We start from the raw sequence: 20648 nt of genomic DNA, 5'->3' as shown, positions 1-20648 counted from the left end.
CGGTGGACGTTGACGTTTCGAATGGGTTTGGTTGACATCTGATCTGTGAGGATCGCTCCTCACGGTGGAAGGATGTTCCCCATGCCGTAAGCATTCCCCGAGGAGTTCCGCCGCGACGTCGCCGTCGCACGTAAAGGCGAGGCTCCGCTGCGCCAGATCGCGAAGGACTTCGGAATCTGAAGAAGGGTGCCTACATCGCTGGACGAAGATTGCCGATCGTGAAGACGGCGTTGTCCGTCACGGCCGGCAGAACCCCGGTGACGAATCCGCTGAGCTGCGGGAGCTCAAGAAGCGCAACCGCTTACTCGAGCAGGAATACCATGTTTTGCGGCGAGCCGCCGCCTATCTGAGTCTAGACATCCTCCCAAAATGATCTTCCCCCGCAAGCGGGAGGTGCCCCCACCGTTGGTCCTCGACCTTGCTGCCGACGGAGTCCCCGTCACAGTGACCTGCCGGGTTCTCGGATTCCCTACCCAAGCATTCTACAAAAGGAAGAAGCAGTCAGTCACGCAACGAGATTGGGACGATGCGCACCTAATCCACGCTGCCCGTTCCATCCATGCGGACGATACAGCATTCGGCTACCGCTTCATCGCCGACAAGCTACCCGACCACGGCATTGCCGCGTGCGAGAACCGCGTCGCACGGTTGTGCTCACAAGAACGCATCTGGTCCGTGTTCTCGAAGAAGCGCGGCCTGAACAGGAATGCCGGCCCGCCGATCCACGATGACCTCGTGGATCGGCAGTTCACCGCACAGTCCGCTGATGAGCTGTGGCTGACCGACATCACCGAACACCGTACGGACGAAGGCAAGCTGTATCTGTGCGCGATCAAGGACAAGTGGTCCAACAGGATCGTCGGCTACTCGATCGACTCCCGAATGAAGGCCTCGTTGGCGGTGTCCGCGTTGGACAATGCTGTGGCGCAAAGAGGCTCGGTGGGGACGATCGTTTCACTCGAATCGCGGTAGCCAGTTCCGATCCAGGAAGTTTGTGCACGCGTTGTGCCACAATGGATTACGCGGATCGTTGGGCCGTGTCGGAGCATGCGGTGAGAACGCGGCCATGCAGTTGTTCTTCGCCCTCCTGCAGATGTACATTCCTGACCGTCAACGATAGTCGACCCGCGAGCAACTACGGCTGGCAATTGTGACCTGGATCGAACGGACCTATCCCCGAAAGCGCCGCCCACGACGCCTCGGCAAACTCACCCCTATCGAGTTTGAGACAATCAACCAGACCGCACACGCAGCCTGAACCACTCAACCCCGACAGTCAACTGAACTCGGGGCAGTCCCCCCTCGCCGTCCTTCACACCCGATATGGGATCCGCGTACTAGGTCTAACGTCCAACCTCGACGCCGCAGACACTGGTCATTCTTTCGACTTCGAGCGGGCAGCCAGGCGCGCAGCATGGAGCAGTTGTGCAACAGTCAGTGAGTCAAGTTTCTTCGATCTGTAAATAAAGTCCGGATTGAACTTGTTGAACGCTCCGCTGGCAGCGTCGCCCTTTGGATATTCCTGAAGAGCAGCCGAGTTCAGTGCCGGGTCCACGACACTGAAGTCGAAGTGCTGACAGTTCGATTTCCCCCAGTCGAGCCGAGACTGGGCATCAGCGTCGCTTGCGCCAGCCAGCCCAGGTAGCACGGCACACAGTCGAAACTCTCGACCTTGCAGCTGCCAACCAACTGAGGTGCCTTTCGCTCTATTCGGCTGCAGGTAGTGGAAAGCAGTAATTACTGGTGTCCCATTGGAGAACCCCGAGTCAACCGTGCAATCAAAGCTGCGTGCATCGAGATCTGACTGAATAATCTGGGATACCGATCGCGCCCGGAGCTTGGCGAGCGACCATAGAAGCCGCTGTTCGATGTGGGCACCTGCCAGGCTATCGGTGAGCAGCACGGGTTCGTCGTCCGACCGGACTGTGACCGCGTCGGCGAGTTCCTGAAGGACTTTGATCATCTCCGCGTAGTGACGGATGATTTCAACCTCGTAGGACAGGCTCACACCTTCGAGCGCGTGCAAGATCAGCTCAGACAACCTTCCATATGAGACCCTCACCCAGGACGCGCCTCCCGGTACGCGGTCAGTGGTGTCAAAGGTATCCTCGGGCCATTGCGGGTCCTGCAGGCTCAGAATTATTTGAGTGGGCCGATCGAGTTCGGTGTCGTTGAGGATGCGCGCTGAGTAGCCGTCCAGCTGATCGGGATCGGGCAAGCTGAAGACCTTGTTCTCGATCACCATCGGAGTTCGGTGATCGTCCCACCAGATCGACAAGTCCAAGTGACCTCGTTCGCGGTCGACCCTGCGTATATAGCCCTGAGGCTTTGTGTCGGCAGAATCCGGGATGGGGACCAGCGCATCGAATACGTCGCTGGCTTGTTGTGGCATCTCGCGACAAAACCATGCAAGCAGGTTGGTGTGAAAGAGCTCGCGACCTCCGAGCATGATGTGAGCTAAGGGTTCTTGATCAAGTTTTCGCGCGAGTTCGGTGATGAGCTCGACTCGATCGACCTCTGACAACTGAGGTGCTCCAACCAATTCATCAGGCGTGACCGCTGTTGCCGCAGCGGAACTGCAATTGACGAACCGGACCGGGTTGGCAGCCCCGTTCGGAAAGTATTGCGACACATCCAATCCGCCGTAGATGCCGTCAAGCTCACTGCTAGATGTGCCAGAGAAGCCGAAACGCGTACTGTCCGGGGAACGCCGCCAGCTCTCGATCTTGTAGACGGCTTTGACGACACCGCGATGAACGGCGAAGGCGAATTCCGGTGCTCCCGGACCCTGCACGGTCCGGCTGGCAGCAATTTTCCACCATTTACTGGTTGCGGCGTACAGCTGCCCACGGAATTCCGGGGAAGATTCGTCAGATATCGGGTAAGACTTCGTCAGCCTGATGAGCACTACTCTGTGCTGCGGAGCGATGATCGACAACGTTCAGTCTCTTTCTTCGGGGCTGATCAATGGAATTTTCAGCTCTGCGCGAATGCAGATTGTGCGGGAAGGACGACCAGTGACCCATCTGCCTTGCGCGCGATCTCGATGGCAACGTCAGGCTGCGGACCCGACAGCTCGATCGATTCGCTCAACGCGCGCACACGGCGGGAGGTCCGAAGTAGCGTATCGACCTCACTCGATTTGAAGACAAAGTCACGGACACCGTGTGTGCGGTCGATCTCGAGACTCGACAGGCGACCAAGAACGGTGGAGATTCGGTGATGCAACTCCACCACACGCTGAGCCCGCCGCTTCAATGCTTGGGTGAATCCCTCGAAGAGTCTTGTCGGGTCGAGCTGAGCGTGCTCGACCGCCTGCAGGACTGCTACTCGTTGCTGTAGGTCAATCGAGAGTTTCGCCAACTCGAGATGAGTCCGGAACTCACCGCCGTCACCGCCGATACCTTTAAACGCCTTTTCCAAAGCAGCAACCTCGACCCGGCCGTCCTCGAACTTGCTCAGAGATACCTCCCATGCCGCCAGCCGTGTTTCGGCGTTCGCAAGACCGACGTTGATGTGAAAGACCGCGGTGTCCAACCCCAGCGAGGCTCCGATCTTGCCCTCATCCAAGAGGATGGCCGAAGCACTGTCGATAATCGGAATACATGCGTTCAGCGCTGAACGCTCACCCGTCAAAGCGTTGTCCTTGAGTTCACCGAGCATCTCGGTAATGGTGTCCAAAGCCTGTTGACGATTGCGCTCCGCACGCGCGTTCAGTCCCACAGCAACAGCCATCAGGACTAACGGTGCCGCAACAGTCAACGCGCTGGCACCTACGACAGCAGCCCCGGCAGTAGCAGCAGATCCACCGACAGCACCAGTCGCAGCGTTGGCGGCCGAACCGGCCACGGGGACGAAAGTGGCCTGTGCTGCGATACCGGATGAACCCACAAGCGCACTATGCACGCCACCGGTCGCAACCTTCGAGGTCATCGACTTCAGCACGCCGCTACCCATCTGGGTAGCTACCTTTGCCGGCACCACCATCCGGTAGAGCGTCTCACCACCATTGTGAACGACTTTCGCCGCACCCGTCTTCGACGTATGACTGATCAACTGGGAAAGATGACCTGCCAGGGGGCTCGCACTCTCCAGGTGTATTCCCCCGGACAAATCAGCAGTTTTCGGAAGTGGATGAGCTTCAAGAGTGGCCAGTGGGGCATCGACCAGGGCTGCCAGGACCGTTCGCAACTCATTGAGCCGCGCGCTTGTCAACGCGCCTTCGGTCATCACCAACGGCGACACCATTTCTTCGGTCGCCAAAGTCCAAACCGGGACGTCATACGTGCTCTCGGTCATCCTGGGCCCTCCTGAGGTTGTTGACGCTCACCCTAACCGAACGGACCGACAGGTTTGGAGCGCCGCAGCAGTCAGACAGCACGTCATGCCAGCCCCAACCTCTTGCGTTCCAACTCGATGATCGAATTCTCTGCCGGCGCGACGCCTTGGTCCCACCCGTCGTCCACCGATGCTCGATCACCTTCCTTCGCCTGACTACGTCGCGCGTATTCGTCGAACAGCTGAGTCTTTCGCTCGAGCACTTCGCGCATTCGCTCGTCGACGGTGTCCTTCGCCAGCAATCGATGCACCTGCACGGTACGTATCTGGCCCATCCGATGCGCCCTTGCGATCGCCTGGACCTCAGTGCTCGGCTTCCATTGGGGCTCAGTCAGGATCACCACCGAGGCGGCCTGGATGTTCAAGCCCACGCCGCCGGCTTCGATCTGACTGACCAACACTGCCCGACCATTGTGCGACGTGAAGTCGTCGACCATCTGCTGCCGTTGGGTCGATGACGTTGCACCAGTCAGTGGGCCGAAAACGACGCCTGGTACCTCCCGGCGGACTGCGTCGAGCACTGACTTGAAAAACGAGAACACGATGATCTTGACGCCGTTGTCCTCAGCCTCCTCCACGATTTCCCGCAACCGTTCCATCTTGGCCGACTTCGTCTGCCCCGAACCTGCGTATGCCGACTGTCGCATCGCCATGAAATTTCGTGATGCCACCCCGTCCCGGTACCGCGAGTTGTCGTCGGCCGTCGGTTGCACCCAGTCCTCGACTTCGATGAGTTCCGGTAGTTCCTTGAGGACGTCCACCTGATTGCGTCGCAGATACGCCGGAGCCACGGTCTTCCGGAAAAGGTCACCGCCACCGAGACCGTCCGAGGCGTTGATTCGGCGAGCGGTGTCGGGTTGTACATACTCCACGAGATTGCGAAACTCGACCACACGGTTCTCCATGGGGGTTCCGCTGAGAAGAACTGCTCGCTTGGCCTTACCGATCAGCTTGTGCGACGCGATAGATCGTTGCGCTGCTTTGTTTTTGATGTAGTGCGCCTCGTCGATGACAACCAACGCTGGGGTCACCGAGATGTCGAGTCGTTGAAGGGTGTTGAAGGTGGTGATAGCAACTCCACCTTGCCGAATCCAATCCTGGGTTGCGGATTCCCGTTCTGCTCCGTGCAACTGAAGTGGACGCAGCTTCGTATGCTTTCGTGTCTCGTTGGACCAGTTGATCAGCACGATCGCGGGACAGACGACAAGAAAGTGTTTGTCCCCCTTCGCTGCGAGATGTGCCGCTACCGCCAATGCTTGAATGGTTTTACCCAGACCCATCTCGTCGCCAAGAATTGCCTTGCCCCGAGAGAGGATGTATTGCGCCTCGAATGCCTGATACGCCCGCAAATATGACCGAAGGTGTGTGCGGTCCAGCACCACCTTCTGCGTTTCGCTCGCAATGGTCGAGCCGACGAAGCCGTGCGACGCATCTACCTCCGCCGCGCCGAACGACGTGAACTGGCTCAACAGTGCATTGAGCGACGCCGCGTCCCGTTCGTACTCGGTCCATGCATTACCCGCTGGACTACCTGCAGCGACGATCCGCGCGATGTGTTCGCGGATCGCTTGCGTCTCCGGCGATTTGGCGACTGCATTGAGCTGGTACACAGCTTTCTGCGACTCGCAGCTTCTTGGCTCTACTGGTGAAAATGCGTGAAATCCAGCTATAAGACCTGGAAGCAGCCGACTGCCAGGGATCCACCAGCGTGCGCAGATGCGCGATTTCGACCGGCAGTCCTTGGAATTCTCGTTCCACCCGTCGCAGCGCTGTGAGGGACTCGAGCAGCTGAGCCTCGAGCTTGGGCTTTTGTTGCGGATCGAGACGCACTCGTTCGCCGGCCCGGATGCGCTTACGCTGCGCGACTGCGGCGTCATGGATCGCTTGTGCAGACTGCGGCCCGATTCCCGGAACGGCACCGATCTCAGCCGGTGATGACTTTGCGAGATCCAATACGGTTCGTAGCCGCGTCTGCTCGAGACTGCCCAGGCGAGTTCCCTTGGGTAAGGACTGCTTCAGACCGGCTGCGGGCGCCTTACGGAGGATGTCGTCGGCTTGCGCATCGAGGACTGCGTGGACGGAGCCCTTGATCGATGCACGCAAACTAACGGCGGCCTGTGTTGCTGCTTCTGCCTCCGCAAATAGGGCATCGAACATCTCTGTAGGACGCTCCAGCTCCGAATCGCTCACGCTGAATGTCCTTCCACGCCGTCTTAGTGTCGATATTCAAGATCGACAATCGCACACGATCACAACGAGCGTAGGAGTTCCGGTGGTAGCAATTCGGAGCACATTGACGCGGCACGACTGACCTAGGCATTGATTTGCTGGGCGCAATCCAGGACAACGCTCCACAATTTGTCGAGGTCCAGATCGGATACCCTACGACCGGGTGCCGAGGCCCTGTGGTTCTGACCAAGAAATACAGCGAGCTCGGCAAACCCGTCATGCGTGGCGATGTGCGGATACTTCGTCCACGAACCGGAAGCCATCAACTGACCGGACTTGTTGATCCACAGCGACATCGGTGGGTACCGATACCCGAAGGGATGAAAGAACACCGCTCCACGTGGTGGAGTGCCGAACCAGAAATCGTCGTGATTCCCGTAGGAGACGTCGAGAGCTTCCTGCAGGTCGAACAACTTTTCCGCCAACGCCCGATCGGCGTCAGACAGTACGGCCTCCAGGAACGACTCTTTCGTCCAAACAGGTCCCGCAGACCCGCCGGCCGAATGACCTTTCGCATCGGCTAACTCACCCCCGTAGGTCGACGGCACCAAGATTTCGAGCCCACCGTGCCGGGCGTACGCGAGTTGCAGCGCCGTCACGCGGATCTCCACGCGCGTAATGCGATTCAAGTACTCGACTAGCCTACGCAGATCCGCATCGATCCGATCTACAGCGAGGCAAAGGTGGACACGCCCGGTGGCGATGTTCTCGGCAAGCCGCTCGGCCGCCTCCTCCTCGAGAACACCCAGGTCGACGCCACCGCGCCTTGCCCACTGTCTCCTGAACGACGCTTCGCCACCTAGCGAAATCGCGGAGGCGTAGTCCAAGACCTGCCCGATCACCATCCGCCGTCGCTCTGTGTTCGACGCAAGCTTGCATTCGACGACGGTGACCGAGCCATCACGGTCGACGATGCAGACATCCGCTGGTCCGGCCGATGTGGCGAGCTCCCGTACAGTGAGAGCAGAGTCGGAGACACCCGGCACATGCTCCGGCGCGGCAGCAATGATCCGCTGAAGATGGTCTTCGTCGTCGTACGCCGACATCTCCGGAGATGCCCAGCCGCCCCCGGACCCCAACTCGCGGACTAGAAATCTTGCCGTCTCGTCGTTGACCATCAGACAGCCCTCTCTAATCAAGTAACTCGACGTGCAACTCTGCGCGCACTCAGCTGAACACCCAACCGAGCACCGCGGCAACGATGCACAGAAAGAAGATCAGCTCGATCATCCCCTCTGCCGCACCGCTGCCGCCTTTCTTACTCATTCGCCGCGCGCCCTGCGCCGGTCGGCTTCGGAGAAACCCTGGGCCATGGGCGCTCCGTGCACCTGAGCACGCTTGCGGTCCTGGTAGCTCGCCACCGAATCGAAGGCAGCCGTGACGCCGACCGTTGTCGATACGTACGTCATCGACTTCTCCCGCGCGAAGCCGAGATCAGCGCCCACTTCGACAGCGTCGATGTTGGAACCCAGGAAAACGAAGTCCCACTGATAATCCCGCTCCTGCTTCGCAATCAGTTCGCGCACAGCAGTATTGGTCCACTCCTTGCTCGCGTTCTCGTGCCCGTCGGTCATCACCAGGACGGTGACCGAGCCAGGGCGGTCGTCCTCGGGTAAAGCACTGAGCTCGACACCAACCTCGGTGACGAGCCGGCCGACGGCGTCGTAGAGGGCAGTCATCCCGCGTGGCTCCAGCACGAGGTTCGGTACTTCCGCGATCGGCTTCGAGCTGTAGACCGACTCGTAACGATCGTCAAACTGCGCCAGGGTGACGACGGTATTGCCGTCAGACTCACGCTCCTTGGCGATGAACGAATCGAACCCGCCCCGGGTGTCGTCGGCGATGGCATTCATCGAACCCGAACGGTCGAGCAGAGCAGCAACGAGAGAGAGCTGTGGATTGGTCAAAAGAACCTCCTGATGAAAAGTGCGCCGAATGGACGCGGTGAAGATAGTTGCCGAACCATACCGAGGGGTACCGACAAGAACGGCGCTACGACAACTAAGCCCGTTTCAGCAGGTGGGCTGTCACCTGGTCCCACGTCTTGAATGGTTCTTCCCCGTACCGCAGCCATTCCCCCTCGAATTCGCTGGCACCGTTATTGCGTCGGTCATCTACGAGGAAGTCCCCGCGATTCAGGTTCTTGTGGTGGGACAGGATCAGCCTCTTGTACGCGACGGACCCCTCGTCGAATCCGAGGTGCTTCTGCACCCACAGCACCTTGTCGTGCCAGGCGCTGGGGTTCTTCCAGGGGGCGGTGGAGAGGATGTAGGTGTCGAACACGGCCGCCAACGTGCGGTAAGCGTCGAGCGCGCCGTCGATGGGATCCATCAGCGAAAAGATGTGCGGTACCTCGTCGAGGTCGTTGGGGTATTTCGCTATGTCAGCCGGGTCTGCCCGGTCGATGCCCGACTGGAAGTTCACGAGTGTGTTGTCGAGGTCTACGTACAGAATTTTCTTGGCCATCGGGCACCTTTCGTCGTGCACCATCGCGGTGCGCTGTCAGAGAAGAGTCGCGGGGGAATCGACACCGCAGGAGATGCAGAACTTGATCCGTTTTGCATTTCGATCATCGCACACGCCTACGACAAGCTAATTCGCGACCGATCGCGTCACCGTGAGCTTCGTACTGTGTCAGACCCGTTCGATACAGTCCCTCGTATCGCGCCGAGTCCCCAGGGAGAGCGAAACCGGTTGCGCCAGACACTCACCGCTCGTGCCGGGCGTCATTCATTTAGCCCTCCCGCACCATGATGCACTCGACCTGCCCCGAGACGGGTACGAACGACTGGTGGCGGACTTACAGACCCTCGAGCCCTCCGTATGGCTACGGGAACCGATCCGACGAAGATTTGGAGACCTACATGAAGCAACCCGACTACGCCGCTCCGGAATGGCATTTCGCATCGACCATCGATGGAGATCGGTACGCCGTGATCACCGACCTCGATTATGACTACGCCGGATGGTCGGTGGAAATCGAACAGGAAGGAGAGATAGAGATCGGCCAAGTCGTGTCGAGAACCCTATGGAGGGACGACGACACCGATTTCAACCTGTTCGGTCGCGGAGACTCGGTGGACGGATGGGGCGCAGCTGTCGAAGGAGGGGCATTGCTGACCGCGTTTTTCACCCCCGCGGGCAACCGTCTCGCGATCGATCCGTGGGTCTACACGCGAGAGTGGTTGGCCGAATCGCTACTCGCGAAACCGGTGGCACTCATCATCGACCTCGGCCCGAGCGACTACATCCCCAGCGAGCACGATTCCGACGACGTCCCGTGCGCTCAACTGCAGGTGATGGAAGACGAGGTATTCCTTGTTCGTCGCTCACGTACAGAACTAGGACATCTATTGCTCGCCGACTATTCCACTGCGGCAGTCACTCTCGACAAGTGGTACCTGCAGGAACACTTCGACGACTGCACCGACGGCCTCCTATTCACCAAGGATCGTCGCTTGGCCGCGGAAACCTGTGTCACCTGGTTTCGGGACAAGCAGGGCCCGGACGAGAAGATCGACATTGGCTGCAACTATCGGTTCGCCGACCAACTCGTCCCCGAGGACCAGACGCTCTTCTAGCCTGGATGCACCGATTAAACGAGCTGTCAGCTCACGTTGTGGTCGCGAAGGACTCTGTCATTCATGCAGACCGGTCGACCGTCGCAACCGCATGGCCTCCGGAACTCGCGGCATGGGGGTGTAGTCGCGGCTGGACACCGGATAGCGCGCGGCCACAGGCTGGGGATCCACCTCGGTGGCACGACTCTATAGCGATTATGTCCCGCCTACGGACGGCGCAGACCTGCGGGTTGCCTGGCATAAGCCGAACAGCCGGTATTAACCTCTTGATCGACCTATGTCGCAATCCTCTCCGCTCGAAGGGCAGTCCATCGATGAAGTTGATCTACTTGCACGGTGTCGGCGACGGCGACACGAGCCGAGCGTGGCTCGACGCGCTCAACACAAGCTTGTCTGCCGAGAACCTGCCAGCGATCGACCCGAAAGACGTGATCACACCTCATTACAGCGACCTACTCTCGAGTCCGGACGCCGCGGCGGTCATCCCGAAACCAACGGTAAACGGAAAGATGTCCGATCTCTCGGTAGAACGGGCTCAGTTCATCGACAGGCAGATCGAGGCCGCGCGAGTGGTCGGTGCCGACCCGACGGCTCAGGCTCTTGGATTCCCCCTGCCCGACTTGGACGCAATGGACGCAAAGTTGGGTGCGGTGTTGAACGCCATGCCCGAAAAGTGGTACGCAAATGAAATCAAGCAGATTCAGGCCTACGTGCACCAAAAAGGCCTTCGCGGAGCTGTACTGACTCGGGTCCTGGCGGAGATACCTCCACAAGGCGAGATCGTCATAGTTGGCCACAGCCTCGGAAGCGTCGTGACTGTCGATCTCTTGCCGCGGCTTCCTGCCGACGTTTCGGTCCGTCGAGTAGTCACAATCGGAAGCCCCGCACAGACCGGACTTTTCGCGGTGTCCCGGCACGAACTTATCGGGAACTTCCCCTACTCACGAACCAACTCCTGGCTGAATTTTTTCAGTAGACGAGACCCGGTCACCCGCGCACGTGGACTGGCAACTGTGTTCGCCGACGTACAGGACATTCGGGTGAACATCGGTAAGGTCGGTCATAGCTCGGCTGCGTATCTCGAACAACACTGCGTGGCAAGAGCAGTCGGTACCGCGTACCACCAATCCGATCTGACACCAAGACGTACCACGAGGGTGACGACAGCGCTGACCGACGATACGGCCGCTTTGATATTGGAATTGCACTTTCGGTACGCGGTAGCTGAGGCGATTACTGATGCGAACATCAAGGCTCGTTTCACCGAAGCAATCCGAATTAATCGGCGCGACCTAGTCGCCCAAATATGGGCAGCAGATAAAGAGGGTATCCCACTTCCAAAAGAACTGCATTTGCTGGCAGAGGGAAAGACGCCCAAAGTACCCGATTATTGGAGCACTACCAGCATAATCGAACAGCTCACCATCCTCGCGCTCAGCGATCTCACCGCGCCATTTGAAATTGACATCGCGGACGCCAGTTTCAAGGCCATACCAGATTTCGCCGAGCAGATCGGGCTGACCCGCGATTTCGGCGATGCTCTCAAGTGGACAATTCGAGGCTTCAACAACAAGATGACCAAACTCAGCAAGCCGGGGACGAGTTGGCAGCGATGGGCCATCGCCGGTGCAGGGGTGGCAGTCATCGCCATCGCACCGATCGGCCTCATTGCGCTCGCGCCGGCTGGGGCTGCGGGAGCAGCGGCGATGACCGGTGGACTGGCGGCGCTGGGGCCCGGAGGCATGGCAGGCGGCCTGGCCACGATCGGCGGCATCACTGGGACGGGTACAGCCATCACAACAGCGGCTACCGTTTCCACACGCCGAGGAGCGACTCGGTTGAGTTCCGCGGAACTATTGCTCGCCGTTGCGGTTGCCTACGCGCAAAAAGTCCTGGCCCATGACTTCGATAACGATCTGTGGTCGAAAGCGTCGGCAGCGGTGACAGAACTGTCTGCGCAGATCAACACGGTTGAGGCGCTAAGCGATGCAAAAGCACCTTCGGTGGCAGCGATGATCGCGGAGCGAGACATGACTCAGAACCTGGTTCAATTCATGGATGCAAACGGTCTCAGTCCGGATACGTTGCCTCCCGTTGCCCTGGCCTGATTCCAGTGTGAATCGTCATTTGCTCTTCAACGGAACGGCCACCACACCGCACAAATGCCGCACCTCGAGTGTGGCCGAGACTGCCGAAGCGAGTGCCTTTCGGCAGCGACTGTTTGAGTCCCGCAGCAGGAGCCTTGCGCAGAATGTCGTCGGTTTGTGCGTCGAGAATCGACTGGATCGATGCTCCGATCGAGGTGCGCAGGGTCTCCGAGGTACGTGTGGCTGCCTCCCCCTCAGCCGGCAACGCGTCAAACACCTCCACTGGACGCCCGAACTCCGGATCGCTCACGCAATGTCCTTCCGTGCCGTCGAATCGTCGCAGTGACCGATACCGACGATTGCACACGACACCGGTGCCCGCAGGAGTTCGATCGGTAGTTCCAGTGCAGGTACCAGAGGACGCGAACATCCGTCGAACTATGCGCACTGCCTGCGGGCGACAGGTCGCAGGTGGTAGAACCGAGTCATGGCCCCTGCTCAGGAATTACCTAACTCAATGTCCGAGGAGGCCCCTTGATCATCCCCCCGGACCCGATGCAGCTCTTCGACGGGCAGCGGGCGTTCATTGCATTCGGCGCTCCGTGGAAGGACGCCGTCATTGCCCTCATGGATCCGAGGTGCGGTTACGACCCGTGGGAATACGACGACGGAATGACTCCGGGTGATGTGCTGATCACCGTGATCGAGACACAGCCGCGAGTGTTCGGCTGCATCGAGCTGATCGGATGGGACTCTGCGACAGACCGGTTCACCGTCGCCGACACATGGAACCTCGTCACCCTGCCAGCGGTACCCGCGTGGCTGTCCCTGCCGACGCATCCGGGGCCCCTCGATCACGACACCGGCAGCTATCTGTTGGAGACTCTGGGGACTCAGCGATGGGGCGGACGGCTGTACGAAGCCGGAATCGAATCAGCCAACACATCCGAGTCCGCACGCGTCATGGTGAACAGCGGCGGACAATGCACGCACTGCGACGAAAACATCGGGCTGGCACGCATCGACGCACGCGAACGCATTCACACCTACGTCTGTGAAGCCAATTCACATGTGGGCGATCACTATTCGGACTGGTCAGCGGCGCTGTGTACGAACTGCTACGTAAAGATGAGCGCCGGCGGATTCACAAACTATCTGGACTTCCGGTTCGCCGCGAACCCGCCGTGCCCACGGTGTTCGTTTCGCCGGTCGGTCGGCTACGTCTCGCGACCCTATGCCGATGATCTGCCGGCAACGGAATCACCATGGGAGTTCTACAGCGAACCTCATCGGCAGTGGGACAATCGTGAGTATTGGTTGTGCCACCACTGCCACTTCGTTTTCGGTGAATCACCCGAGGACGGCGACAGATTCTTCTGACCGGCGTTCGCGTCGTGGCCCTCCGATACGGTGTATGTGTGACAAGAACGAAGATAGCTGAGTGACAGACATCAGCGGCGCGCAGTACTTCTACTACGCCTCGTACGACGGCGACCACACCGTGACGGTCGCTCGTGTGAGCGACGCCGACTTCGACACGTACGAACGCTACGACGTCGAGCACTCGACCTGGATCATCGACGACGAGATCGACATCGAAAACGAAGACCAAGACTGGAACTCCGTGACGGTCGACGAAGCGGACTCGCTGACCGAACGGCGAGCGTTCGGGCTCGATGGCACTCCCCCTGGCGACCCTGGCTACACGGTGGCCATCGATCTCGACGTGTCTGCCGCCGAGTTCGACGAATCCGCTCTGCAGTCAATTCGCTTGAGAGTCTCCAATACTGTTGCCGCGCTTGTGTTTTCAGTCAGCACCGGGCATGCCCAGATCGTCCTAGACATCCCACACACCGGGTGGTTCGCCGCCGGGTCGGCCGGCGTCACTTTCGCTCGTCACATCGAAGCGCACTGGCCGATCCTGGCGGTTCAGATCTGCCGAACCGACCTGTGGAACGACGGCGAGCAAGCGGTCCACTGGTTGGCACCGAACTTTGCGGAGGTACTCGACAGCCGTGCTGACGACTGCATCCTCACGCTAGAGGTTATGCCCAACACCTGGGTCGGCCCGGATTTGGATCGATACTCGTTACCCGGGGAGACCTCGTACCCTACATCGACGGGAGACGGCAGTGCTCAGCTGAACATTCCCAGGTCCGGCCGGAACTGCGTCGATGAGGCGGAGATGTCCTCCAAGACAGCGCACCTCCTGAGTAACGAGTTCTCCATTGCCCGCATCCGGGTGAGTCGCGCACGGTTCTACCGCCACGAATACCCTGTCAGCGGATCGTTTCCTGCTACCGCGCCTCCATCGGAAACAGTCTCTCCTGGTTGGCATTTCGGTTCATTCATGTCGTCGGAGCGATTCGTCGTCATCACCGACCTCGAACACGATTTCACCGGTTGGTCCGTTGAGGTCACGCAGGACGACGACGTGCACCTTGCACCGATCTCAGCAAAGACTCTGTATCGCAACGACAACGAGGATTTCAACCTTCACGGTCAAGGAGAGACGTTGCACGGCTTTGCTGCATCCGTCGAACCCGGCGCTCGACTGATTGCGTTCATCACCGCATCCGGCGCGCGGATAGAGGTCGATTCATGGATCTACATGACCGAGTGGCTGACCGAGTCCCTCGCGGACAAACCGTGCGCACTTATCATTGACCTTGGTCCGAGTGACTACATCCCCAGCGAAGACGACGAGAACGACGTGGTGTGCGCCCAGTTGATCGTCATGGCCGACGAGGTGTTCATGGTCCGGCGCTCGCGAGTGGAAGTGGGCCACCTGATGTTCGCCGACTACTCCACGGAGTACGTCGAGCTCGATCGGTGGTACCTCGCCCCTCATTTCGACGACTGCACCGACGGCTACCTGTTCACCAAAGATCGACGTCTGGCGGCGGAAACCTGCGTCACCTGGTTCCGAGACAACCAGGGAGCCAGTGAGCCCGACAACATCGGCTGCGACTACCGCTACCCCGACGAACTGCTGCCCAATGATGATTCGACTGAGTCCTGAACCGCAGCCTTCTCAAGCTTGTCATCGTGACAGTCAACCAGAACCGTCAGTTCGCACCCGTCAGCCGGCGAAGTAAGCGGAATCATCTACCCAGCATGAACAAGGCTTTGTCGACATCACGTGCGAGCCTCGTAATGTTTTGCGCTGCAAGTTGAATTCTGATGTCCTCCACGATCTGCATGTAGCGTCGATACTGCCCGCGGCTCGCTGTTGTTCTCAAGCCAAGACCCTTCAGCGCCGCGACGGCCCGCCTGTCGAAAACAGCCATGCGCTCCGGTGCCGCAGCGAGGATCAGAGCCGACGCCAACGCGTCGCCGGAGGAGAAGCCGGGCAAGTCACTCAGAGCGCTGCGAGCCTCACCCGCTGCAACCACGGTATCGGCCGCGTCGTTGTTTGCTGCGACGTACATTGCCCCAGTTGCTTGTCTAACCACGGTGTCCGGCGTTCTGTTCAATGCCATGACCCACGGGGTATCGGCCCGCAAACGCTTCCAGAACAGCAAAGCTCCGATGTCTGCTTTGCCCAAGCTCTTTGCGTCCTGGACTCGGGTCACCACCTCGAACAGGACTTCGTCATAGGCTTCTAATGCGGCCCCGCCATAGGCAACATGCGCGTCCACAAGGCGTCGAGGACCGTCAGGTGCGGGAATCATGGTCGAAACCCTGGTGCCAGCTCGTAAACGAATTGACCAGAATCTTCGTATACGCACCCAACCCCATGCTCCCTTAACAGAGCGAGTAAATCGTCAACCGGCTTGTCAGGAAGCAAGACCGAAACCGCCGGTCTCGAATCAATGTGCCTTCGATAGTCGAGTAACTGCCCCAACGCCATCCGAACCGCCTCTCGTGAGCTTGTTGCTTTGGCCTCGTAGAGAACGTTTTCAGTGTGGTCGAAAACGTCTGCGAGAAGCGAGCGCGCGCTGTCACCAACCTTCATCTGATAGCTGCTCACGTCCGAGTTCCGCTTGACCAAGGTGGCCGCAAATCTGTGCACCATTTCGCTCTCGGCACGCCGCGCACGATAGGAGGAGAAGCTCTCGACGTAGTATTCCTTGATCCGGTTTTCCTCCAGAGGGATACGCCTCGACGACGGCTGTCCGGGAGAACTTCTGCGGCCACCGAGCCATGGGTTTTCGGTGACGCGGCTCAGCTCTTCGAGATGCCGCTCCCACAGGTCGGCCAGTACGGACGCCGACGGTGCTTTGATCAGCCGACCTGAGTTCAGTACTGGGAACTTGAAGTCGGTTAGAGCTTGTTGGACTTCCTCGACTGGTAGACGGTCTTCGTCGGAAAGCATCACGTCCCAGCTGACGTCGACGTACTTTGCTTCGCGGCCGCTGTCGCCCCAGTGCTCGCCAGGGAAAATGCCGTCCGAGATGAGCTCACCGGCCGCTACAACGCCACGATTTGTGCCAGTGCGCAGCATGAAGACACGATCCCCTACCAGGGGATCACCATAGCCCTGGCCGAAGCTCCAGAAATCCGGATAAGTGAGGCCTGCAGCAGTTTCTTCGATCATCTCCTCGCGAACAGAAGGATCTAGGCCCTCATCACTCCCGTTCCACAGGACGAAGAAGCTCTTGTTCATTTGCAATCCCCTGTTCGTTCTGCTCACTAACCAGACCCCACAGTTCCATATGGGACCGACAGTTCGCAGGGACATCGGAAACAGGACGGAGTGTGTCGGTACCCGATGCTTCGATGGCGGTATGTCACGACTCGACGAGGGGTTCCCGCCTCCCACGGCCTGTGTGCAGTGGTGTCAGCACCGCAGCTACGACCTGCATGTACTCGACGACGGCGTGGAGGTGGATCTGGATTGGTGGAACGGCCACCTCGACAGGGCAGGACACGACCTCCGACTGCGCGGCCGCAACCTCGACGGCGAAATCGTCGAGTACGGCGGTGCCACTGTGCAGCGCAACGATCTTCGGATCGGCACCGATCTGGCTGTAGGCGAGCACGATTCGCTCGGGCTGCTGTTTCTCTGCGCGGCCTGGCAGGGCAGCCACCGGCACCGCAGAGCGATGAGGCGATTCCCCGACGTCATGAACCCGCACCTCAGCCGTCCCGATGAGAACCCCGTCGCCAAGACTCTCGCTGTGCTCGACAGCTGCGTACGTAACCGCGCAGTGCCCGACCATCCGAACTCCACCTGGTCCGGTTGGCCCGATGCCCCCGGCGTCGGAATGTCATTGATGGCGACTTTCCTGTGGGCGGTGAAAGCGTCGGTCTACGGCGGACCGGCGCAACTGATCGACCAATACGGAGTGTCGACCCTGATCCACGAAGGATGGCTCGAAGACCCGTCCGTCACCGGCTTCACTCGTCGCCGCTACGACCGCTACGTCGAACTCATCACCGCATGGGCCACCGACATCGGTACCAGCCCCGAGCTCGTCGAAATGTGGCTCGTGCAGCGCTGGAGCGCCCGGCTGAACGAAGCACGACACGGCCGCTACACCGCACCCACGTTGTTCTGAAACGCTCGAAGTATCGTTGCAGCTGAACGGCATTGGTCAGAACCCAAGAGGGTTCATCATCCGCTCGTCACCATGCGCACGTGCGGGATTCCAGCGTCCAGGTAGTTCTCCCCCACACGAATGAATCCGAAGCGGCCGTACCAGTCTTCGAGGTGTGCCTGCGCGGAAAGTTCGACGACCCCTGGATATGCCGCCTGCGCAGCCTTCACGAGTTCGCCGGCGTAGCCCTTACCCCGTGCAACTGCGGCGGTCGCGACTCGGCCGATGTGAACCGTGTCGTTGACAAGGACTCGAATTGTCGCCAGCACCTCCCCGTCGTCGTCCTGCATCCAGAACAACTCCGTCGTCGGTAGCGGGTCGGCCCCGTCGAGTTCGATGTCGTCGACGATGCCCTGCTCGTGCACGAATACCGCGACCCGTAGCGCCATGATGCGGTACAGGGTGTTCTGGTCGACGCGTGCCAGTGGGGCGTGATGAAGAGTGGGCATGGGGGTCCGTTCTGTCGAAGGGTGGGACAAGGTCACCGGTCGGTTGCGGCAGTGCGGTCGACCACGCTGGCGACCGTCCGCCGGGCCAGTCGTTTCTGCGTCGCCGGCGGATACGTCTCGCGATCGAGTACCGCCAGAACCACGATGCCTTCCACCGCGGTAGCGATCTGCAACGCGTACTCCGCGGCCTCGGCATCGGTGATGTGAGAGCCGAGGTCGGCAACGAGACCGGCTATGCGAGTGAGCCACTGACGCGTGTGGGTCACGTGTGGGTTCCGCAGATCGGCGTCCGCGATCGCAGCCGCCGCGAAGCCTGTGAAGATTTTGGCCTCGACTATGCGCTCCTCGTCGAGCGGAAGTACTGAGCAGACAACAAAATACAGCCGCTCCGCCGCGGACTGCGTGCCACCGGCTCCGGCCTCGTCGGCCCGCGCTGCTGTTCGCTCGAACAGGGTCTGTCGCGCGTGCACCAACATCGCAGACCGGGAGCCGAAGCGGTGCATGATCAAACCGGTCGTGCGGCCCGCCCGCGTCGCGACCGCGCGCACCGTCGTCGCCTCGATTCCCCACTCCGCGATCGTGTCCCACACGGCCTGCGAAATGCGGTGCCGCGGATCGTCCGAATCGACGGCCACTCGTCTCACCTCCTCGCTGGTCGTAACACCTGTTACGGAGGAGCGTAACAGGTGTTACGACATCGCTATCCAGCAGCCAACGAAGGGGGTTGCCGAGACAAACAATCCGCATTATTGTTATTTCGTAATTACGGAATAACAACCAAGGAGCTCGAAATGCAACGACTTACCCTGGTTTCCGCAGCCTGCGCGACGGTCCTGTTGATGAGCGGATGTGCCTCCACCGACTCGGACACCGCCGAGGCCGCCACTCCGACACCGGAGAACTGCGCTCCCGTCACCTCGACCGACCTCGCCACCGAAGACGGATGGATCGGACTGATCGATCAGGCACCCGACACCATCAGCCTTGTGATCGACGACGGCCGCGGCCGAACCGTCGAACATCGCGCCGACCAGGAGCAGGTGCTCGCATCGGCGATCAAGGTGGTGCATCTCGCCGCCTATGCCCAAGCCGTCGCGAACGGCAGCATCGACCCGAACGAGCAAGTGTCGCTCTCGGATTGGGAGCGCTGGTACGTACCCAACACCGACGGCAACGCGCATCCGAACGCACTGAACCGCTTGGGTATTGCGAACACCGGCACCAATGCAACCGACCCGAATGTCACGGTCCGCATCGACGACATGGTCTCGGCCATGATCCAGGAAAGCGACAACTCCGTCCCCGACTACCTCCGATATCGACTCGGCGACAGAGCAATCATCGACGCGGCGGCCACCGGAGGGTGGGAGAACTTCGAGGTTCCCAGCCTGGTGGCCGACATCCTGTCGGTGTTCGACCCGGCACTCGCCGACGAGGATCGCTGGGAGACCGCACGGAAGTGGGCATTCGACCCAGAGTTTCGAGCCCAAGTCGACGCAGCCGTGCAACTACCGACCTACGAAGATCAGGCCACCCGAGTTCAGAACAACTTTCGCGGCGCTTCGGCCGAACAGCTCAGCGGGATGTATCGCGCATTCACGGATGGAACCTTCGGCACTGCGTCGGATACCATTCTGCGCCAACTGGAATGGCAACCCGCAGGTGACGGCGTTCTCGGTGTCGGCTTCAAAGGCGGTAGCCTCCCCGGTGTGCTGACCCAGGGGTTCGAGCTGCGCCGCAATGACGGAACAGTCGCGACAGCGGTGTGGCTCACCGACGGATTGCCGGCCAATCGATTCGAACAAGCAATGGCCGGAGCCGGCGTGCAGCAGCAACTCATCCTCGAGGCCATGCTCTCGCCGGACGTACTCGACCGGATAGCCTGCGTGGTGTGAGCGCAGAGTTCGAGTCGAGACTGGCAGAACTGGAGGCTCGCGTCGCCGAACTGGAAAGACGCGAGGCTCCAGAGCCGCTCGATGCCGCCCCGTCGACGGGCGGCATGATCGCCTATCAAGGCGACGTGAATCTGCACGGCACGGTCCGTTGGGACATCAGCTACTCCCCCGACGCCATTGTAGACCTTCCCATTCCCTCGATGTCGGAAGTGCTTGCTGCACTGGGTCATCCGGTGCGGTTACAGATCGTGCGGATTCTGCTTCGCGGGCCGGCGAACGCAGCGGATCTGCACGCCGCGGTGGGAGTCGGCTCCTCCGGCCAGATCTATCACCACCTCAAAACGCTGAGCTCGGCCAACATCGTCGAACAGCACGGCCGCGGCGACTACCGCATCGCCGCCAAACGAGTTGTACCGCTCCTTGTTTCGATGCTCGCTGCCGCTGATGTCGCCGGCGACCTGGGCACCTGAAAGCTCACTGCGCCTGTCGCTGCGACCGGGGCCGCCACTGCCAGCTGAAGCGACAG

Annotated in this window: 19 protein-coding genes and 1 pseudogene; 8 read left to right on the top strand and 12 right to left on the bottom strand. The window is 60.1% G+C overall.

Translation table 11 applies throughout. The annotated features are described in order from the left end of the window. Positions 1 to 93: 93 nt before the first annotated feature. A pseudogene (locus tag CH281_RS12115) lies at positions 94 to 1258 on the top strand (IS3 family transposase); the annotation flags it as partial. Between the two features lie 117 nt (positions 1259 to 1375). Here the strand turns inward: CH281_RS12115 and CH281_RS12110 are convergent. The 7 genes from CH281_RS12110 to CH281_RS12085 form a co-directional block, all read right to left on the bottom strand. Next, positions 1376 to 2938 (bottom strand): PD-(D/E)XK nuclease family protein, encoded by a 1563-nt coding sequence (locus tag CH281_RS12110; RefSeq protein WP_143544799.1) that lies wholly within the window; start codon positions 2936 to 2938, stop codon positions 1376 to 1378. 38 nt (positions 2939 to 2976) lie between these two features. Then, entirely contained in the window at positions 2977 to 4299 is a 1323-nt protein-coding gene (locus CH281_RS12105; RefSeq protein WP_094694298.1) for a hypothetical protein, read from the bottom strand. An 83-nt stretch (positions 4300 to 4382) separates the two neighbouring features. After that, positions 4383 to 5948 (bottom strand): DEAD/DEAH box helicase, encoded by a 1566-nt coding sequence (locus CH281_RS12100; protein ID WP_179274188.1) that lies wholly within the window; start codon positions 5946 to 5948, stop codon positions 4383 to 4385. Then, complete coding sequence (locus tag CH281_RS26885) at positions 5866 to 6528, bottom strand: hypothetical protein (protein ID WP_179274187.1); 663 nt, start codon at positions 6526 to 6528, stop codon at positions 5866 to 5868. Before CH281_RS26885 ends, CH281_RS12100 begins: the two co-directional genes overlap by 83 nt. 122 nt (positions 6529 to 6650) lie before the next feature. Further along, the gene (locus CH281_RS12095; RefSeq protein ID WP_094694294.1) at positions 6651 to 7685 is read right to left on the bottom strand and encodes a hypothetical protein; all 1035 of its coding nucleotides are present in this window, start codon (positions 7683 to 7685) and stop codon (positions 6651 to 6653) included. Positions 7686 to 7829: 144 nt separating this feature from the next. Further along, entirely contained in the window at positions 7830 to 8474 is a 645-nt protein-coding gene (locus tag CH281_RS12090) for a VWA domain-containing protein (protein ID WP_230593331.1), read from the bottom strand. Positions 8475 to 8568: 94 nt separating this feature from the next. Next, positions 8569 to 9033 (bottom strand): 5' nucleotidase, NT5C type, encoded by a 465-nt coding sequence (locus tag CH281_RS12085; protein WP_256983488.1) that lies wholly within the window; start codon positions 9031 to 9033, stop codon positions 8569 to 8571. 398 nt (positions 9034 to 9431) lie between these two features. Between CH281_RS12085 and CH281_RS27330 the strand changes: the two genes are divergently transcribed. Together CH281_RS27330 and CH281_RS12075 are read left to right on the top strand one after the other, a co-directional pair. Then, positions 9432 to 10148, top strand: a complete 717-nt coding sequence (locus CH281_RS27330; RefSeq protein WP_256983487.1) for a hypothetical protein — start codon at positions 9432 to 9434, stop codon at positions 10146 to 10148. Between the two features lie 314 nt (positions 10149 to 10462). Beyond that, the gene (locus CH281_RS12075; RefSeq protein WP_094694290.1) at positions 10463 to 12256 is read left to right on the top strand and encodes a hypothetical protein; all 1794 of its coding nucleotides are present in this window, start codon (positions 10463 to 10465) and stop codon (positions 12254 to 12256) included. Here CH281_RS12075 and CH281_RS26580 read toward each other — a convergent pair. Further along, entirely contained in the window at positions 12219 to 12545 is a 327-nt protein-coding gene (locus CH281_RS26580; protein ID WP_143544797.1) for a hypothetical protein, read from the bottom strand. The two genes, CH281_RS12075 and CH281_RS26580, sit on opposite strands and share 38 nt — an antisense overlap. A gap of 224 nt (positions 12546 to 12769) precedes the next feature. On the opposite strand from CH281_RS26580, the gene CH281_RS12070 reads away from it, so the two are divergent. After that, positions 12770 to 13615, top strand: coding sequence for a hypothetical protein (locus CH281_RS12070; RefSeq protein ID WP_143544796.1), 846 nt, complete (start codon positions 12770 to 12772; stop codon positions 13613 to 13615). A gap of 61 nt (positions 13616 to 13676) precedes the next feature. Next, positions 13677 to 15257, top strand: a complete 1581-nt coding sequence (locus CH281_RS27485) for a hypothetical protein (RefSeq protein WP_306427550.1) — start codon at positions 13677 to 13679, stop codon at positions 15255 to 15257. A gap of 82 nt (positions 15258 to 15339) precedes the next feature. Here the strand turns inward: CH281_RS27485 and CH281_RS12060 are convergent, their stop codons facing one another. Continuing rightward, positions 15340 to 15909: a hypothetical protein gene (locus CH281_RS12060; RefSeq protein ID WP_218829779.1), complete on the bottom strand. Its 570-nt coding sequence runs from the start codon at positions 15907 to 15909 to the stop codon at positions 15340 to 15342. Further along, on the bottom strand, positions 15906 to 16844 hold the full coding sequence (locus tag CH281_RS12055) for a hypothetical protein (protein ID WP_094694286.1): 939 nt from the start codon (positions 16842 to 16844) through the stop codon (positions 15906 to 15908). The genes CH281_RS12060 and CH281_RS12055 overlap by 4 nt, the downstream gene beginning before the upstream one ends. 121 nt (positions 16845 to 16965) lie before the next feature. Between CH281_RS12055 and CH281_RS12050 the strand changes: the two genes are divergently transcribed. Continuing rightward, a complete protein-coding gene (locus CH281_RS12050; RefSeq protein ID WP_032379752.1) occupies positions 16966 to 17739 on the top strand; it encodes an 8-oxoguanine DNA glycosylase OGG fold protein in 774 nt (257 codons plus the stop codon). 56 nt (positions 17740 to 17795) lie between these two features. Here the strand turns inward: CH281_RS12050 and CH281_RS12045 are convergent, their stop codons facing one another. Then, positions 17796 to 18227 (bottom strand): GNAT family N-acetyltransferase, encoded by a 432-nt coding sequence (locus CH281_RS12045; RefSeq protein ID WP_094694284.1) that lies wholly within the window; start codon positions 18225 to 18227, stop codon positions 17796 to 17798. A gap of 32 nt (positions 18228 to 18259) precedes the next feature. Further along, positions 18260 to 18862: a TetR/AcrR family transcriptional regulator gene (locus CH281_RS12040; RefSeq protein WP_143544795.1), complete on the bottom strand. Its 603-nt coding sequence runs from the start codon at positions 18860 to 18862 to the stop codon at positions 18260 to 18262. Positions 18863 to 19018: 156 nt separating this feature from the next. Here CH281_RS12040 and CH281_RS12035 point away from each other — a divergent pair, with 156 nt between their 5' ends. Next, positions 19019 to 20122, top strand: a complete 1104-nt coding sequence (locus tag CH281_RS12035; RefSeq protein ID WP_094694280.1) for a serine hydrolase — start codon at positions 19019 to 19021, stop codon at positions 20120 to 20122. Beyond that, positions 20119 to 20592, top strand: coding sequence for an ArsR/SmtB family transcription factor (locus CH281_RS12030; protein ID WP_094694278.1), 474 nt, complete (start codon positions 20119 to 20121; stop codon positions 20590 to 20592). The genes CH281_RS12035 and CH281_RS12030 overlap by 4 nt, the downstream gene beginning before the upstream one ends. The last annotated feature ends 56 nt before the right edge of the window (positions 20593 to 20648 follow it).

The organism is Rhodococcus sp. 06-221-2, assembly GCF_002258365.1.
GTDB classification, from domain to species: Bacteria; Actinomycetota; Actinomycetes; order Mycobacteriales; family Mycobacteriaceae; genus Rhodococcoides; species Rhodococcoides fascians.
This window is presented reverse-complemented; position numbering and strand designations above follow the sequence as displayed.